General features: G+C 74.1%; 16 protein-coding genes and 1 other RNA gene. All 17 read left to right on the top strand.

Annotation, left to right across the window (positions count from 1 at the left end; translation table 11 throughout):
- Positions 1-7 precede the first annotated feature (7 nt).
- The 17 genes from ftsX (at position 8) to ACI8AX_RS10640 (ending at position 16,526) form a co-directional block, all read left to right on the top strand.
- Entirely contained in the window at positions 8-901 is an 894-nt protein-coding gene (gene ftsX, locus ACI8AX_RS10720) for a permease-like cell division protein FtsX (RefSeq protein WP_456549793.1), read from the top strand.
- A gap of 47 nt (positions 902-948) precedes the next feature.
- Positions 949-1,923 (top strand): hypothetical protein, encoded by a 975-nt coding sequence (locus ACI8AX_RS10715; RefSeq protein ID WP_456549792.1) that lies wholly within the window; start codon positions 949-951, stop codon positions 1,921-1,923.
- A gap of 9 nt (positions 1,924-1,932) precedes the next feature.
- Complete coding sequence (smpB, locus tag ACI8AX_RS10710) at positions 1,933-2,409, top strand: SsrA-binding protein SmpB (RefSeq protein ID WP_456549791.1); 477 nt, start codon at positions 1,933-1,935, stop codon at positions 2,407-2,409.
- Entirely contained in the window at positions 2,406-3,329 is a 924-nt protein-coding gene (locus tag ACI8AX_RS10705; protein ID WP_456549790.1) for an NADP-dependent oxidoreductase, read from the top strand. The genes smpB and ACI8AX_RS10705 overlap by 4 nt, the downstream gene beginning before the upstream one ends.
- Positions 3,326-4,015 (top strand): GNAT family N-acetyltransferase, encoded by a 690-nt coding sequence (locus tag ACI8AX_RS10700; protein WP_456549789.1) that lies wholly within the window; start codon positions 3,326-3,328, stop codon positions 4,013-4,015. Before ACI8AX_RS10705 ends, ACI8AX_RS10700 begins: the two co-directional genes overlap by 4 nt.
- A gap of 11 nt (positions 4,016-4,026) precedes the next feature.
- Positions 4,027-4,917 carry an amidohydrolase family protein gene (locus tag ACI8AX_RS10695; RefSeq protein WP_456549788.1) on the top strand — a complete coding sequence of 297 codons (891 nt, stop codon included), beginning with the start codon at positions 4,027-4,029 and terminating at the stop codon, positions 4,915-4,917.
- Positions 4,914-5,297, top strand: coding sequence for a VOC family protein (locus ACI8AX_RS10690; protein ID WP_456549787.1), 384 nt, complete (start codon positions 4,914-4,916; stop codon positions 5,295-5,297). Before ACI8AX_RS10695 ends, ACI8AX_RS10690 begins: the two co-directional genes overlap by 4 nt.
- Positions 5,294-6,268: an N-acetyltransferase family protein gene (locus ACI8AX_RS10685; protein WP_456549786.1), complete on the top strand. Its 975-nt coding sequence runs from the start codon at positions 5,294-5,296 to the stop codon at positions 6,266-6,268. The genes ACI8AX_RS10690 and ACI8AX_RS10685 overlap by 4 nt, the downstream gene beginning before the upstream one ends.
- A gap of 60 nt (positions 6,269-6,328) precedes the next feature.
- Complete coding sequence (locus ACI8AX_RS10680; protein WP_456549785.1) at positions 6,329-7,264, top strand: SCO6745 family protein; 936 nt, start codon at positions 6,329-6,331, stop codon at positions 7,262-7,264.
- Positions 7,261-7,794, top strand: coding sequence for a carboxymuconolactone decarboxylase family protein (locus tag ACI8AX_RS10675; protein ID WP_456549784.1), 534 nt, complete (start codon positions 7,261-7,263; stop codon positions 7,792-7,794). The genes ACI8AX_RS10680 and ACI8AX_RS10675 overlap by 4 nt, the downstream gene beginning before the upstream one ends.
- Positions 7,795-7,845: 51 nt before the next feature.
- The gene (locus ACI8AX_RS10670; RefSeq protein ID WP_456549783.1) at positions 7,846-9,456 is read left to right on the top strand and encodes an SLC13 family permease; all 1,611 of its coding nucleotides are present in this window, start codon (positions 7,846-7,848) and stop codon (positions 9,454-9,456) included.
- A gap of 262 nt (positions 9,457-9,718) precedes the next feature.
- On the top strand, positions 9,719-10,861 hold the full coding sequence (locus tag ACI8AX_RS10665; protein ID WP_456549782.1) for a magnesium and cobalt transport protein CorA: 1,143 nt from the start codon (positions 9,719-9,721) through the stop codon (positions 10,859-10,861).
- Positions 10,862-11,036: 175 nt separating this feature from the next.
- Positions 11,037-11,411: a transfer-messenger RNA gene (gene ssrA, locus ACI8AX_RS10660) on the top strand.
- Between the two features lie 307 nt (positions 11,412-11,718).
- Complete coding sequence (locus ACI8AX_RS10655; RefSeq protein ID WP_456549781.1) at positions 11,719-13,572, top strand: BCCT family transporter; 1,854 nt, start codon at positions 11,719-11,721, stop codon at positions 13,570-13,572.
- A complete protein-coding gene (locus ACI8AX_RS10650; protein ID WP_456549780.1) occupies positions 13,569-14,663 on the top strand; it encodes an FUSC family protein in 1,095 nt (364 codons plus the stop codon). The genes ACI8AX_RS10655 and ACI8AX_RS10650 overlap by 4 nt, the downstream gene beginning before the upstream one ends.
- Positions 14,664-14,787: 124 nt before the next feature.
- Positions 14,788-16,395, top strand: a complete 1,608-nt coding sequence (locus tag ACI8AX_RS10645) for a sodium-dependent transporter (protein ID WP_456549779.1) — start codon at positions 14,788-14,790, stop codon at positions 16,393-16,395.
- Entirely contained in the window at positions 16,392-16,526 is a 135-nt protein-coding gene (locus tag ACI8AX_RS10640; protein WP_456549778.1) for a methionine/alanine import family NSS transporter small subunit, read from the top strand. The genes ACI8AX_RS10645 and ACI8AX_RS10640 overlap by 4 nt, the downstream gene beginning before the upstream one ends.
- Positions 16,527-16,571 lie beyond the last annotated feature (45 nt).

Below are 16,571 nucleotides of genomic sequence, written 5' to 3'. Positions count from 1 at the left end.
GGAATCCATGCGCGTCAACTTCGTCCTCTCCGAGGTGGCCACCGGGCTGCGTCGCAACCTGACCATGACGGTCGCGATGATCCTGACGACGGCCATCTCGCTCGGCCTCATGGGCACCGGCCTGCTCATCGCCGGGATGATCTCCGACATGAAGGAGATCTACTACGACAAGGTGCAGGTCTCCATCTTCCTGGCCGACGACGTCACCCCCGAGCAGCGCACCGCCGTCGAGACGCAGCTGCAGTCGCTGCAGGACGACGGCGAGGTGAAGAGCTACCTGTACGAGTCCAAGGAGGACGCGTACGAGCGCTTCCAGCAGCAGTTCAGCCAGCAGCCCGAGCTCGTGCAGAACACCCCGGCCGACGCGCTGCCGGAGAGCTTCCGCGTCGAGCTGGTCAACCCGGAGCGCTACGACGTCATCGCCGCGGCGTTCCCCGACGGGACCAACGGCGTCGACCAGGTCCGCGACGAGGGTGACTTCCTCGACCGGCTGTTCAGCCTGCTCAACGGGGCGCGCAACGCCACGATCGCCGTCGCGGTGGTGCAGGCGCTGGCGGCGTTGCTGCTGATCTCCAACACGATCCAGCTGGCGGCGTTCAACCGGCGCAACGAGACCAACATCATGCGGCTGGTGGGCGCCTCCCGCTGGTACACCCAGCTGCCGTTCATCCTCGAGGCCGCGCTGGCCGGGCTGATCGGTGCCCTGCTGGCCATCGGCGGCCTGGTGCTCACCAAGCTGCTGTTCGTCGACAAGACCCTCGCCGGGCCGATCAAGGCCGGGATCATCCCGCCGGTCGACTGGGGTCAGATCGCGCTCATCAGCCCGGTCATCGCCGCGGCCGGCGTCGGCCTCGCCGCGGTCGCCGCGTACGTGACCCTGCGCCTGTACGTCCGCCTCTAGCCCCGCACGCCCCTCCGGTCGCGTGTGGGGGCGGGTAGGCAGGGCGCATGACGACGCCCGCGCACCTGGCCCTCGTCCGCGACCTCGCCGAGGACCTCGACGCCGGTCGGGCCGACGTCCGGCCGGTGCTGCGCGCGTTCGGCGGCGCGGGCCTGCTCGACGACGACGGGCTGTCCGCCGGGGTGGCGGCCGTCCGTGCCGTGGCCGGGGAGTCGCTGTCCGCGGCGTTCGCCCTGTGGTCGCAGCGGATGGTGCTGGAGTACCTCGGCTGCTGCCCGGCTCCCGGCGTCCTCCGCCTCGTCGGGGCCCTCCGGGCCGGTGAGCTGCCCGGCGCCACGGCCCTGGCCCCGGCGGTCGCCGACGTGGCCGGCGGCCCGCCGGTGCCGCTGGTCGCCCGCCCCGACGGGGACGGTTGGCGCGTGAGCGGCAGCGTCGGCTGGGCGTCCAACCTGTTCGACGACGCGCTCGTGGTCGCCCCCGCGCGCACGGAGGACGACGGCCGGCTCGTGGTCGCCTTCCGCCGCACCGACCCGGGGGTGGCGCCGACCCCGCCCTACGAGCTGCTCGGCCTCAACGGCACCGGCACCGGCGGGCTGGTCCTCGACGGCGTCGCCGTGCCGGCCGGGCAGGTGCTCGACGACGACCTCGCCCACTTCGTCGCGCTGTGCCGGCCGACGATGCTCCGGCTGCAGACCGCGCTGGCCCTCGGGGTGGCCGACGCCGCGCTCCGCGCCGCCGCGTCCCGCCTCCCGGGCACGCCCCTGGCCGCCGAGCACGCGCAGCTAACCGGCCGGCGGGACGACGTCGCGCGGGCCGCCGGAGCGGGGACGGCCCCGGTCGACGCCACCGCCGTGACCGCCGGGCGGCTGGCCGCGACGGCCGTCGCCGCCGACGCGGTCCGGCTCGAGGCGGTGCTCGCCGGGGGCAGCGGGTACCGCGCGGGGAGCCCGACGGCCCGGCGCGTGCGGGAGGCGGCCTTCCTCCCGGTGCAGGCCCCGACCGAGCTGCAGCTGCGTCGGTAACCTGGGGGGATGCCGCGGGAACAGGGGCGCAAGTTCATCGCCCAGAACAAGAAGGCGCGGCACGACTACTCGATCCTCGACACCTACGAGGTGGGCCTGGTGCTCACCGGCACCGAGGTGAAGAGCCTCCGCGCCGGTCGTGCCTCGCTGGTCGACGGCTTCGCCAGCATCGACGACGGCGAGGTCTGGCTGCAGCACGTGCACATCCCCGAGTACACGCAGGGCACGTGGACCAACCACGCCCCGCGCCGCAAGCGCAAGGTGCTCATGCACCGCGCCGAGATCGACAAGCTGATCGGCAAGACCAAGGAGGGCGGGCTCACGCTCGTCCCGCTGGACATGTACTTCAAGGACGGCAAGGTCAAGGCCACCCTCGCGCTCGCGCGGGGCAAGAAGAGCTACGACAAGCGGCACGACCTCGCCGAGCGCGACTCGCGCCGAGAGATCCAGAAGGCCTTCGGGCGCTACGTGAAGGGACGGCGTTGAGGGGCATCGCGTACGACGAGTTCGGGGGCCCCGAGGTCCTGACGCTGCGCGACGACCTGCCCGACCCGCCGGTCGGCCCCGACACCGTCCTGGTGCGGGTGCACGCCGCTGGGGTCAACCCGGTCGACATGGGCATCCGGGCCGGCGGCCTGCGGTCGTTCTTCCCGCACCACTTCCCGATCGTGCCGGGGTGGGACGTCGCCGGCGTCGTCGAGGCGGCCGGGCCCGCGGTGGTCGACCTCGCGCCCGGCGACGAGGTGTTCGGCTACGTCCGCCGGGACGACGTCCAGTGGGGGACCAACGCGGAGTTCGTGCCGGCGCCGCAGCGCTGCCTGGCGCACAAGCCGGCGTCGCTGTCGTTCGCCGAGGCAGGGGCGCTGCCGCTGGCCGGGCTCACCGCCTACCAGGCGCTGACGGAGGCCCTCGAGGTCGGCGAGGGCGACCGCGTGCTGGTGCACCGGGCCGCGGGCGGGGTCGGCTTCAACGCCGTCCAGATCGCCGTCGCCCTGGGCGCGCACGTGATCGGGACCGCCAGCCCGCGCAACCACGGCTTCCTGCGCGAGGCCGGGGTCGCCGAGTGCGTCGACTACTCGGCCGGACCGGTCAGCGAGCAGCTGTCGGAGCCGGTCGACGCCGTCCTCGACCTGGTCGGCGGCGACGCGCTCGCCGACGCGCCGCGGCAGCTGCGCGAGGGCGGGCGGCTGGCCAGCGTGGTCGACCCGGGCGTGCGGGACCTGGGCGGGCGGTACGTCTTCGTCCGGCCCGAGCGGCACGACCTGGAGGAGCTGGGCCGGATGGCCGACGCCGGTCAGCTGCGCGTGCCGATCGCCAAGGCCTTCCCGCTCGAGCAGGTGGCCGACGCCCAGCGGCTGGTCGCCGAGGGGCACGTGCGGGGCAAGGTCGTCGTCACCGTCCGGTGAGCCCGCACGTCCTGGACCTGCCCGCGTGGTCGGCGCTGACCGGCCCGCACGCCCGGTTCGCCGAGCGCCGCGGCGCCGTCCTGCGCTACCCGCCCGACGTCTCGTTCTTCGTCGGGATGCCGGCGGCGCCGACCCCGCGCGACTGGGCCGACGCCGCCGCGCTGCTCGGCCCGGGCGGGTACGTGCAGCTGGCCGGCCTGACCACGCCGCCGCCCGCGGGGTGGGAGCGGGCGTTCGAGGGCACCGGCGTGCAGATGGTCGACGACGGGGTCGACGCCGTCCCCGACGCCGGCGCCGTCCCGCTGACCGCCGCCGACGTCCCCGAGATGCTCGCCCTGGTCGAGCGCACGCAGCCCGGGCCCTTCCGGCACCGCACCGTCGAGCTGGGCACCTACCTCGGCATCCGGGACGACGAGGGCGCCCTGGTCGCGATGGCCGGCGAGCGGCTGCACCCGCCGGGCTGGACCGAGGTCAGCGCCGTCTGCACCGACCCGGCCGCCCGCGGCCGCGGCCTGGCGAGCCGGCTGGTCCGCGCGCTGGTGCACGGCATCCGCGCGCGCGGGGAGACCGCCTTCCTGCAGTGCGCGGCGGACAACGAGACGGCGGTCGGGCTGTACGGGTCGCTCGGGTTCCGCGTGCGCCGCGAGGTCACCTTCACCGCAGTCCGCGTCCCCGGGGCGAACTAGGGTCGGCTCCCGTGGTGGCACCCCCGGCCGGCGACGCCGACGTCCCCCGGTACTGGCGCGAGCTCGGGCTGCCCGGGCTGGTCGACGTGCACGTGCACTTCCTGCCCGAGCGGGTGCAGGCCAAGGTGTGGGCGTACTTCGCCGCCGCCGAGGAGCACTACGGCGCCGCCTGGCCGGTCACCTACGCCGGCCCGGTGGCCGACCGGCTGGCCACGCTCGACCGGCTCGGCGTCCGCGCGTTCTCCACGCTGCCGTACCCGCACAAGCCCGGCATGGCCGCCTGGCTCAACGACTGGTCGCACGAGTTCGCCGACGCGCACCCGCAGGTGCTGCGGTCGGCCACCTTCTACCCCGAGCCCGAGGCGCCGGCCTACGTCGCCGAGGCCCTCGACCGCGGGGTGGCGGTGTTCAAGGTGCACGTGCAGGTCGGCGCCTTCGACCCGCGCGACCCGCTGCTCGACCCGGTCTGGGGGCGGCTGGCCGAGACCGGGACGCCGGTGGTCATCCACTGCGGCTCGGGGCCGCTGGCCGGCGAGCACACCGGGCCCGAGCCGATGACCGGCCTGCTGGACCGCCACCCCCGACTGCAGCTGGTCATCGCCCACCTCGGCATGCCCGAGTACCGGGAGTTCCTCGACCTGGCCGAGCGGTTCGAGCGGGTGCACCTGGACACCACGATGTTCGCCACCGACTTCTCCGAGCGGCTGATGCCCTTCGACCGGTCGCAGCTGCCGCGGCTGGCGGCGCTGCGCGACAAGGTGCTGCTCGGCAGCGACTTCCCGGCGATCCCGTACCCGTACGCCCACCAGCTGCAGGCGCTGCACCGGCTCGGGCTGGGGGAGGAGTGGCTGCGCGCGGTGCTGTGGCACAACGGCGCGCGGCTGTTCAGTATCGCGGCGTGACCCCGACCGTCCGCTTCACCGCCGCCGTCCTCGGCACCCCCGACCCCCGCGGGCTGGCCCGCTTCTACCGGGACCTGCTCGGCTGGCCGATCGGGTCCGACGACGCGGACTGGGCCACCGTCCGCCCGGCCGGCGGTGGCGCCGGGCTGTCGTTCCAGTTGGAGCGCGACCACGTGCCGCCGGTCTGGCCGCCGGAGCCGGGCACCCAGCAGATGCAGCAGCACCTCGACTTCGAGGTCGCGGACCTGGCGGAGGCCTGCGCCCACGCCGAGTCCCTCGGCGCCCGGCGGCTCGGTGGCTACGACGACCCGCAGGAGGTCGTCCGCGTCTACGCCGACCCCGCCGGCCACCCGTTCTGCCTGTTCGTCCCGCTCCGGTGACCGCCGGCACGGCCACCCGGCCGCTGACCCTCGACGACGCCCCGGCCGCCGCCCAGCTGCTCGCGGCCGCCGAGCCGCTCGACCGGACCGGCGACCACGAGGACGCCGCCGACCTGGCCGAGTGGTGGAGCGGGGAGCTGGTCGACCTGGCCGCCGACGGGGTCGCCGTGGTCGCCGGGGACGGCGCGCTCGTCGGCTGGGCCACGGCCATCGCCTCGCCCGGCGTCCGGGACGCGTTCCGGGTGTCGCTGGAGGGCCGGGTGCACCCCGACTGGCGTGGCCGGGGCATCGGCGGCCGGCTGCTCGACTGGCAGGTCCGCCACGGCCGCGAGCACCACGCCCGCCACGAGCCGGCGGCGCCGGCCCGCCTCGTCGCGCACGTGCACCCGACGATGGCGCCGCTGGAGCGGCTGGTCCGCGCCCGCGGGTTCGAGGCGGAGCGGTACTACGCCGTGATGCGCCGCCCGCTCACCGACCTGCCCGACGTCCGCCCCGGACCGGGCGTGCGTCTCGTGCCCTTCACCGCGGACCGCGACGACGAGGTGCGCCGGGCGCACAACGCGGCGTTCACCGCGCACCACGGCTCCGTCGAGCGCGACGCGGTCGTGTGGCGCACCTGGTTCACCGGGCAGCGCGCGTTCCGCCCGGACCTGTCGGTGCTCGCGCTCTCCGACGGCGCCGTCGTCGGCTACGTGCTGGCCTACGTGTACGACGCCGACACCCGCGCCACCGGCGTGCCCGAGACCCGGCTGGGGCAGATCGGTGTCCTCCCCGCCGCCCGCGGCCGCGGCGTCGCGACCGCGGCGATCGCCGCGGCCCTGCGGGCGGCCGCCGACGCCGGCTGCACCCGCGCCGCCCTCGACGTCGACACCGAGAACGTCACCGGCGCGTTCGGGCTCTACGAGCGGGTCGGCTTCCGCACCGACCGGACCTGGACCTCCTGGGCGCTGCCGCTGCCACCGCTCAGGTGAGCACTTCGCGCGCGAAAGGCTGCTCCGAGTGCCGGCGGCGCGCTCAGTAGGGTGCCGCGCATGGTCAGCGTCGATCAGCCCGCCGCCTCGTCCGCCGCCGTGTCCGCCGCCGTGTCCGCCGCCTCCGTGTCCACGGCCTCCGTGTCCGCGGTCGAGCCGGCCCTGGCCAACCGGGCGCACCGGGCCGTCGAGCCGCTGCACAACCACCTCTACTTCGTCCCCGAGCAGGACGAGCACCTCACCGCGGTCGGCGTGCGGCCGGGGCGGATGTGCTACTTCGCCGGTCGCGCCGCGCCGATGGGCGCCGTCGGCCCGGGCGTGGTGACGGCGACCTTCCACAACTTCTCGCCGAGCCTGGTCGCGCGGCTCATCCCGCGCGCCTGGACGCTCGCCTCGCCCGAGCAGGTCGTCGCCGCCCGGTTCGACGCCGCCCGAGCCTCCCTGACCCGGCTGCTCGGCGAGGCGGCCACGGGCCCGGAGGTCGAGGAGCTGGCCGGGCTGCTCCGCGAGGCCTGCACCGCGCTGACCCCCGAGGGCCGTCCGCTGTACGCCGGTCACGCCGACCTGGCCTGGCCCGAGGAGCCGCTGCTGCAGGTCTGGCACGGCGCGACGCTGCTGCGCGAGCACCGCGGGGACGGGCACGTCGCCGTCCTCGTCCGGCACGGGCTGTCGGGCATCGAGGCGCTGCAGACCCACTGCGCCACCGGGCGCGGCTTCACCCCCGCCGCCGCCCAGGCCCTGCGCGGCTACACCGACGAGGAGTGGGCGGCCGCCGCCGCGCGGCTCGCCGACCGCGGGCTCGTGGTCGACGGCGACCTGACCGAGGCCGGCGAGCGGCTCCGGGCGGAGATCGAGGCCGAGACCGACGCGCTGGCCCTCGCCCCGTGGGACCACCTGGGCGCGGAGCGGACGGCGCGGGTCGTCGAGCTGGGCAAGCCGCTGTCGGCCCGGATCGCCGGGGCCGGCGCCTACCCGGCCGGCGTCTTCGGCAAGTGAGCCGGCGCCTCCCGGGCGCGGGAGACGACGGGCCGACGGCGGAGCTGATCCGGGCCCGCCGCGGCGGCGCGCTCAGCGACCTGGACCGGCTGCTGCTGCACAGCCCGCCGGTGGCCGAGGGCTGGAACGCGCTGCTGGGGGCACTGCGCTCGGGCACCACACTGGCCGCCGACCTGCGCGAGCTGGTCGTGCTGCGGGTCGCCGTCCTCAACGACGCGGCGTTCGAGTGGGCCGCGCACGAGCCGATCGCCCGGCGGGCCGGGCTCACCGACCTGCACCTGCGGGTGCTGCGCCGGCCGGACGCGGGGGAGCAGGCGGTGTGGTCCCCGGCGCAGGCCGCCGTCCTCGCCTTCACCGACGCCTCCACGCGCGACGTCGCGGTGCCCGACGCGGTCTTCGCCGCGGTGCGGGCGCAGTTCGACGACCGGCAGGTCGTCGAGCTGGCCGCGCTGGTGGCCGGTTATGCGATGGTGTCGCGCTTCCTGGTGGCGCTGGAGGTGCCGCCGCCGGAGGGTGAGGTGCCCGGCTGACCAGGCCGGATCGCGTGTCCTGAGCCACACTCGACTCGGAGGTGGGGCACCGTGACGGCGACCGAGAACAGGCCCGGCAGCGTGCAGCGGACCGACGTGGACGCGGCCTTCCGGGGGAGCGCGACGTACCGCAGCCTGGGTGAGCAGCAGCTGAGTCCGGCCGAGGAGCGATTCGAGAAGGGACGCCGCACCGTCGGCCTCTTCCTCGCCCCCGTCGTGAGCGTGGTCTTCGCCCTCCTCCCGCTGGACCTGCCCAACGACCAGCAGCTGCTGGCCGCGGTGCTGCTCGGGGTCATCGTCCTGTGGGTCACCGAGCCGGTGCCGATCCCCGTCGGCGGCCTGATCGGCGTCGCCGCGATCGTCGTCCTCGGCGTCGTGCCGGCCGACGACGCGCTGTCGCCGTTCGGCTCCACCACGGTGTTCACCTTCATCGGCGCCTTCATCCTGGCCGCGGCGATGCTCAAGCACGGCGTCGCCCGCCGGTTCGCGATGTTCATCCTGTCGCTGAAGTGGGTCGGCACCTCGACGGCGCGGGTGGTCATCGCCTTCGGCCTGATCACCGCGCTGCTGTCGGCGTTCGTCTCCAACACCGCGACCGTGGCCATGCTGCTGCCGACGGCGCTGGGCATCCTCACCGTCATCGCCAAGCTCCTGCAGGACAAGGAGCTGGTGAAGCCGGACTTCGACCCGCTGCGGCTGCGGGTCGGCACCGCACTGATGCTGATGCTCGCCTACGGCGCGAGCGTCGGCGGCCTCATCACGCCCGTGGGGACGCCGCCGAACCTGATCGGCCGCGGGCTGATCGAGGAGGCGACCGGTGAGCGGATCGGCTTCCTCGACTGGATGCTCATGGCGCTGCCGATCTGCGCGCTCATGTTCGTGGCGCTGACCCTGGTGCTGCTGCTGCTCAACCGGCCCGAGATCAAGCGCATCGAGGGCGTCGCGGAGTACATCGCCGCCGAGCGGGCCCAGATCGGCCCGTTCTCCAGGGCCGAGCGCAACACGGTGATCGCCTTCGTCATCACCGTGGCGCTGTGGATCTTCCCCGGTGTCATCGCGCTGGTGGCCGGCACCGAGTCCGACCTCTACACGACGATCAGCGACCGGCTCGACGAGGGCGTGGTGGCCGTCCTCGGCGCCTCGCTGCTGTTCCTGCTGCCCACCGACTGGGGCAAGCGGGAGTTCACGCTCAACTGGTCCGACGCCGCCAAGATCGACTGGGGCACGATCCTGCTGTTCGGCACCGGCATCATCTTCGGCTCGCTGCTGGCCGACACCGGTCTCGCCGAGACGATCGGCAACAGCTCGGCCGACTGGCTGGGCCTGACCAGCACGTTCGCGATCACGATCTTCGCGGTGATCCTCGCGATCATCATCTCCGAGACGACGAGCAACACCGCCTCGGCGGCGGTCGTGGTGCCGATCATCATCCCGGTGGCGGCCGCTGCGGGGATCGACCCGTTCGTGCCGGCGCTCGCGGCCACGTTCGCGGCGTCGTTCGGTTTCATGCTGCCCGTGTCGACGCCGCAGAACGCGATCGTCTACGGGTCCGGAGTCGTGCCGATCACGAAGATGATCCGGTCGGGGATCAGCTTCGACGTCCTGGGCGCGCTGCTCATCGTGGTCCTGCTACCGGGGCTGATCTCGCTCGTGCTCCGCTGACGTCCGCCGGTCGCCCGCCGGGTGTCCGGCGGGTGACGGGTGGGTGATCTCCGTCCTGCCGCGTCTCCCGAGCCGCTCCGGCGTGTCACGATGGACGACGGCCCGCTCGACGCCGGCCGGAGCCCGACCCGGGAGGAGGACGGCGATGCGCAGCGAGCCGCCCAGTCCCAGTCCCGAGGTCCTCCCCGCGTAACGCCGTCCGGCGCCCGCGCGCGTGGAGGACCTCCGCTGTGTCCTCCGCCCAGCGTCCCGGGAGTCCGTCATGGCCGATCGTCGTCTCGCGCCCCTCACCGCCCTCACCACGCTGCGCCGCCCGCGCAGCGAGGTGGTGCGCCGTCCCGTCGCCGTCCCCGCCGAGCCGCAGCCGGCTCCCGACAAGCCGTCGCGGATCGTCGACAACGCCGTCTACGCCGGTGGACGCCGGGTGGCCACGCCCGACACCGCCGCCGACAGCCACGAGTGGCTGACCGAGGGCTTCGACGACCGGATGGTCTGGCTCGGCCTCTACCGGCCCGAGCCCGCCGAGCTCGGGGAGCTGGCCGAGCAGTACGACCTGCCCGAGCTCGCGGTCGAGGACGCGATCCAGGCCCACCAGCGGCCGAAGTTCGAGCGCTACGGCGACACCCTGTTCGTCGTCCTCAAGGCCGCCCGGTACCTGGACGCCGCCGAGGAGGTGGAGTTCGGCGAGCTGCACCTGTTCCTCGGCCGGGACTTCGCCATCACGGTCCGGCACAGCGAGTCGCCGGACCTGTCGCGGGTGCGCCGCCGGCTGGAGAGCGAGCCGGCGCTGCTCGCCAAGGGGCCCGAGGCGGTGCTGTACGCGATCCTCGACGCCGTCGTCGACGGGTACGCGCCGGTGGTCGCCGGGCTGTCCAACGACATCGACGAGATCGAGACCGAGGTCTTCCGCGGCGACCCGGGCGTCTCCCGGCGCATCTACGAGCTGTCGCAGGAGGTGCTGGAGTTCCAGCGCGCCGCCGCGCCGCTGACCGGCATCCTCGCCGCGATCACCGCCGGGTTCGACAAGTACGGCGTCGACGAGGAGCTGCGCAGCTACCTGCGCGACGTCGCCGACCACGTGACGCAGGTGATCGAGCGGGTGGAGGGCTTCCGGCTGCAGCTGCGCGACATCCTCACCGTCAACGCGACCCTGGTGGCGCAGCGGCAGAACGAGGAGATCCGCGAGCTCACCGAGGCCTCGATCGCGCAGGGCGAGGAGGTCAAGAAGATCTCCGCGTGGGCGGCCATCCTGTTCGCCCCGACGCTGGTCGGCACCGTGTACGGGATGAACTTCGACGACATCCCCGAGCTGCACTGGCACCTGGGCTATCCGTTCGCCCTGGTGCTGATGCTCGGGGTCAGCCTCACGCTGTACGCCGTCTTCAAGCGCCGCGACTGGATCTGACCGCCGCGGGAGGTCCGCCGGGCGGGGCGTCGCGGGTGCTCCTCGCGCGGGGCGGGTCCTGCAGGGCCCGCGACGCACCCTCGAGCCCAGGCGCACCCGGCCGGGTGACGTCGGCCGTGCGTGGCGGGGAACAACCCGTCGGAGGGTGCCGTTACCCTGATCGCACAACTACACAGGGGGTGATTGGTCTCGACTGCGGTCGGATGACCAGGGGAAGCGAGCCGAGGAAGGCAACGATGAGCTCGTTAACCACGCGTTGCAAACAACACAAGCGCCGACTCCAGTCAGCGCGAGTTCGCCCTCGCTGCCTGATCAGCTAGGTCGACTCTGTCAGCCCGGGTTCGTCACCGGCCCGGATCCTGGCATCAGCTAGGTGACTGACCCACCGTTCCGGTCGCGGGAGCGGTGGGGACACCAAACAGCGACTGGGCCCGTCACACCGACCTGTTCGTGGGATCGGTGGGGTCGAGCAGAGACGCAGCGGACTGCGCTCGGAGAAGCCCTGGTGATGCGTCGTAGGACGCGGGTTCGATTCCCGCCACCTCCACCCCTGAGCGAGAGCCCCGCGAGGACGCCGTCCTCGCGGGGCTCTCGTGCGTCCGGGGCCGGACGCGAGCAGCATCACAAGACCCTGGAAGCCGCCCCGGCAGCCGCCTGACCAGCGCGGACACGCCGGTCGCGAGGACGGCGGAGGAGCGGTGCCGCCCGGGCGGCCGGAGGGATTTGCGGACCGTCCCATTCCGCTGGACTGTGGGGGTGAGGGCCCCGCGCCGGCGCGTGGGCGGCCCGGCGTCCCCTGACGCCTGTCCATGCTCCCGCTGGAACCGGAGGGCGCCCCACCGGGCGCGGCACCACCCGTGACGAGTACGACCCCATCCACCCCGCTCGACCCAGGACTGACCGACCCCGAGCCGACCGGCCCCGACACCGACCAGCACCCGGCGATCGCCGAGCCCCCGCCACCCGTCGCCGACGAGCGGGGCTCGCTCGACCGCGTCGTCTTCCCGGTCTCGGCGGTCCTGGCGCTCGCGTTCGTGGCCTGGGGGTTCATGAGCCCGACCGGGCTGGGCTCGGCCAGCGGCTCCGCGCTGACGTGGATCGAGCGGAACCTCGGCTGGCTGTTCGTCAGCCTCGCGTCGGCGTTCGTCGTCTACGTCCTGTGGCTGGCGGCGAGCCGCTACGGCCGCATCCCGCTGGGCCGCGACGACGAGGCGCCGGAGTTCCGGACCGTCTCGTGGATCGCGATGATGTTCAGCGCCGGGATGGGCATCGGCCTGATGTTCTACGGCGTGGCCGAGCCGCTGGCGCACTACGTCTCCCCGCCGCCGCGCACGGTGCCGGCCGAGACGCCTGAGGCGGTGCACACCGCCATGGCGACCACCCTGTTCCACTGGACGCTGCACCCGTGGGCGATCTACGCGGTCGTCGGGCTGGCCATCGCCTACGGCACCTTCCGGCGCGGCCGCCGGCAGCTGATCAGCGCCGCCTTCGAGCCGCTGTTCGGTCGCCGCCGCACCGAGGGCTGGGCCGGCCGGCTCATCGACGTGCTGGCCGTCTTCGCCACGCTCTTCGGCTCGGCGGCCTCGCTCGGCCTAGGGGCGCTGCAGATCGGCAGCGGGCTGGAGATCCTGGGCTGGGCCGGGGAGGTGGGCAACGGCGCCCTCGTGCTGGTCATCGCGGTGCTGACCGCGGCGTTCGTGGCCTCCGCCGTCTCCGGCATCTCGCGGGGCATCCAGTGGCTGTCGAACGTCAACATGGTGCTGGCCGTCGTCCTCGCGGTCTTCGTGTTCGTCGTCGGCCCGACGGTGTTCGTCCTCAACCTGCTGCCCGGGGCGGTCGGCAGCTACTTCTCCGACCTGGCCCAGATGGCCGCGCGCACCGAGGCCAGCGGCGGCGACCCGATGGCGGCCTGGCTGCGCGGCTGGACCGTCTTCTACTGGGCGTGGTGGATCTCGTGGACGCCGTTCGTCGGGCTGTTCGTCGCGCGGATCAGCCGCGGCCGCACCATCCGGCAGTTCGTCACCGGCGTGCTGCTGGTGCCCAGCGTGGTCAGCCTGCTGTGGTTCGCCGTCTTCGGCGGTGCCGGCATCGCCGCCCAGCGCGACGGCGCCGACGTGGTCGGGCAGGCCACCTCCGAGGGGCAGCTGTTCGGGGTGCTGCGCGAGTACCCCCTGGCCACCGCGACGACGGTGCTCGTGATGGTCCTGGTCGCGTTCTTCTTCGTGTCCGGGGCCGACGCCGCCTCGGTCGTCATGGGATCGCTGTCCGAGGGGGGCACCCTCTCTCCCAGCCGCCGCACCGTCGTCTTCTGGGGCGTGGTGACCGGCGCGGTGGCGGCCGTGATGCTGCTCGTCGGCGGGGACGAGGCGCTCAGCGGGCTGCAGGACCTCACGATCATCGCGGCGCTGCCCTTCGCGCTGGTCATGGTCGGGCTGGCCGTCGCGCTGGCGAAGGACGTGCGCTCCGACCCGATGGTCCTGCGCCGCACCTACGCCACCGAGGCCGTCGAGCAGGCGGTGGTCGAGGGCATCACCCGGCACGGCGACGACTTCGTGCTCGTCGTGGAGGCGGCTGGAGCGTCCGGCGAGGAGCCGGCGACCGCGCCCCCGGTGCAGGTCGTGGACCGGGCGGCGGGCCTGGCACCGGTCGGCGAGGCGACCCGCGCCGGCGCCGTCGGGGGTGCCTCGGTGCCCGGCACGCCCCGGACGTGACCGGCGCACGGGAGCGCCTGCGCGAACCATGGGTGCAGCGCGGCGTCCGGGCGGCGCTGGCCGCGGCGCTGGCCTGGCAGGTCGCGACCCTCCTGCCGCCGCCGATGTCGGAGTACGCCTACTACGCCCCGCTGGGCGCGGTCATCGCGGTGCACCCGACGGTGGCCGACTCCGCCTCGGCGGCCTGGCGCACGGTCCTCGCGATCCTGCTGGGCTTCGGCTTGGCGGTCACCGTGCACGAGCTGACCCGGTCCATCCCGAACGCGGTGACCATCGCGCTGATCGTGGCCCTGGCGGTCGCCGTCGAGCAGTGGCGGGCGCTGCGCGAGCACGCCAGCTGGGTCAGCTTCGCCGCCGTCCTCATGCTCACCGTGGGGACGGCGGCCGACCCCGCGCGGTACGCGCTGGCCTACGCCGGGCTCACCCTGCTGGGAGCGGCGACCGGGGTGCTGGTGACCACCGTCCTCTTCCCGCCGCTGCAGCTCACCACCGCCGCCCGCAGCATCGCGGCCACCCGCGGGCTCCTCGCGAGGCACCTGCGCGACCTCGCCGACGGGCTCCGCCGCGGCGCGGTGCCCAGCACCGGCGAGTGGGTCCGGCGCGGGGAGGAGCTGGACGCCGCGCTGGAGCGCATGCGCGCCGCGGAGGGGCTGGTCGAGCGGGCCCGGCGGGCCAACCCGAGGGCCCGGCGCTGGGGCGCCAGCGCGGCGAGCACCCGGGAGCAGTCCCGCGCGCTGGACCGGGTCGCCGTCCTCGTCGACGACCTCACGATGCTCGTCGTCGAGCTCGAGCCGCACCGCCACGGGGCCGACCGGATCGAGGGCGGGACGGCGCGAGTGCTCGCCGACGGCCTGGACAGCCTCGCCCACGTCGTCTGCGTCCCCTACCCGACCAGGCGGGACCAGCGGACGCCGGACGAGCGAACCGGCGCCATCGGCGACGCCGAGGACGCCCTGCGGCGGCTCACCGCGCTGCTGCGCACCGCCGAGGTCGTCGACGACGACGCGTTCTTCGCCCTCGGCGCGGTCACGGTGGGGATGCGCCGCTCGCTCGACACCCTGCGCGAGCGGCCGCTGCCCAGCGCCCCCTGACCGGACGACGGACCGGCTCCAGGCGGCCGACGGGCGGGAGTCCTGCCATCCTCGTTCCATCGGCCGATGCCGGCCGGTGCGCCGTGCGCACGCGGTCGGTGGGCTCCTGGACGCGGGAGGTCGCATGGGCACCACGGCGGAGCGGACGGCGGGGGAGACCGGTGAGGAGCGCCGGCGCGGCGCGTTCAGCTCCCGGCGCGTCTTCATCCTGGCGGCGATCGGGTCCGCCGTCGGCCTGGGCAACATCTGGCGGTTCCCCTACGTCGCGTACGACAACGGTGGCGGCGCCTTCGTGGTGCCCTACCTGGTGGCGTTGCTGACCGCGGGCCTGCCGTTCCTGCTGCTCGACTACGCGATCGGCCACCGCCACCGCGGCTCGGCGCCGCTCTCCTTCGCCCGGCTCCGGCGCCGTACCGAGGGTCTGGGCTGGTGGCAGGTGGCCATCTGCTTCGTCATCGCCGTCTACTACGCGGCGGTCCTGGCCTGGGCCGTGCGGTACACCTTCTTCTCGCTCGACCAGGCGTGGGGGGCCGACCCGGAGGCCTTCTTCTTCGGGGAGTTCTTGCAGGCCGGCGACGTCGAGGTCAGCACCGACCTGGTTCCCGGGGTGCTGTGGCCGCTCGGGCTGGTCTGGCTCGTGGTCCTGCTGGTCCTGACCCTCGGCGTCCAGCGCGGCATCGGCGTGACCTCGCTGGTCTTCATCCCGGTGCTGGTGCTGGCCTTCGCGGCCCTCGTCGTGCAGGCGCTGACCCTGTCCGGCGCCGGCGACGGTCTCGACGCGCTGTTCACGCCGGACTGGTCGGCGCTCACCGACCCGTCGGTCTGGGCCGCCGCGTACGGCCAGATCTTCTTCTCGCTGTCGGTCGGCTTCGGGATCATGATCACGTATGCGTCGTACGTCCGCCGCCGCGAGGACATGGTGGGCTCCGGTCTGGTCGTCGGCTTCGCGAACTCCAGCTTCGAGCTCCTCGCCGGCATCGGCGTCTTCGCCGCGCTCGGCTTCATGGCCCAGGCCAGCGGGGTGGCGGTCGGGGAGGTCGCCAGTGACGGGATCGGCCTGGCGTTCATCGCCTTCCCGACGATCATCAGCGAGGCCCCGGGCGGGGCCCTGATCGGCGTCCTCTTCTTCGGGTCGCTGGTGATCGCCGGCATCACCTCGCTGATCAGCGTGATCGAGGTGGTGGTCTCTGCGGTCCGCGACAAGTTCGACACCAGCCGCCGCACCGCGACCCTGGTCGTCGTCGTCCCGCTCGCGGTGCTGAGCCTGGTCCTGTTCAGCACGACGAGCGGCATCTACGTCCTCGACGTCGTCGACCACTTCGTCAACCAGTACGGCATCCTCGTCGTGGCCCTGGTCAGCATGCTCGTGGTGTCGTGGGTGCTGCGTGCGCTGCTGCCGCTCGGCGACCACCTGAACGTGCACGGCCGGCCGCGAGTGGGCCTCGGCTGGCGGGTGCTGACGAGCCTCGTGGCCCCGGCGGGGCTGGCCGTCGTCCTCGTTCTCGCGCTGCAGGACGACCTCGAGGCGCCCTACGAGGGCTACCCCACCTGGTTGCTGGTGACCTTCGGCTGGGTGATGGTCGTGCTGCTCCCGGTGGTGGGCTTCCTCCTCGGCCGGCTCCGGTGGCGGCCCGGCACCCACCTGGACGGTCCGCCACCGCATTCCGACCCGGCGGCGCCCCTCGAGGCGACGACGGCCGGGGCCCGAGGTGACGAGGGAGGACGACGGTGAGCGCGAGCGCGGTCGTGATGATGCTGGTCGCGATGGCCGTGATCTGGGGCGGCCTGGCGCTGGCCGTGGTCAACCTGTTACGCCACGGGGCCGTCGAGGAGCGCGCCGAGAACCGGCGTCGCGACCGCTGACGGCAGGCGGTCATCGCCGCGCACGAGTCCGGGCCGGTCCCGCTC

Source organism: Blastococcus sp. SYSU D00813 (assembly GCF_054050735.1).
Note: the sequence above shows the minus strand (reverse complement) of the source record. Positions and strands in the feature narration are given on the sequence as shown.

Excerpts from the sequence above, each read along its gene's own strand:
- smpB (WP_456549791.1), top strand. The coding sequence starts at position 1,933 with ATGCCGCGGGAACAGGGGCGCAAGTTCATCGCCCAGAACAAGAAGGCG.
- ftsX (WP_456549793.1), top strand. The coding sequence starts at position 8 with ATGCGCGTCAACTTCGTCCTCTCCGAGGTGGCCACCGGGCTGCGTCGC.
- ACI8AX_RS10715 (WP_456549792.1), top strand. The coding sequence starts at position 949 with ATGACGACGCCCGCGCACCTGGCCCTCGTCCGCGACCTCGCCGAGGAC.
- ACI8AX_RS10665 (WP_456549782.1), top strand. The coding sequence starts at position 9,719 with ATGGCCGATCGTCGTCTCGCGCCCCTCACCGCCCTCACCACGCTGCGC.
- ACI8AX_RS10645 (WP_456549779.1), top strand. The coding sequence starts at position 14,788 with ATGGGCACCACGGCGGAGCGGACGGCGGGGGAGACCGGTGAGGAGCGC.
- ACI8AX_RS10680 (WP_456549785.1), top strand. The coding sequence starts at position 6,329 with ATGGTCAGCGTCGATCAGCCCGCCGCCTCGTCCGCCGCCGTGTCCGCC.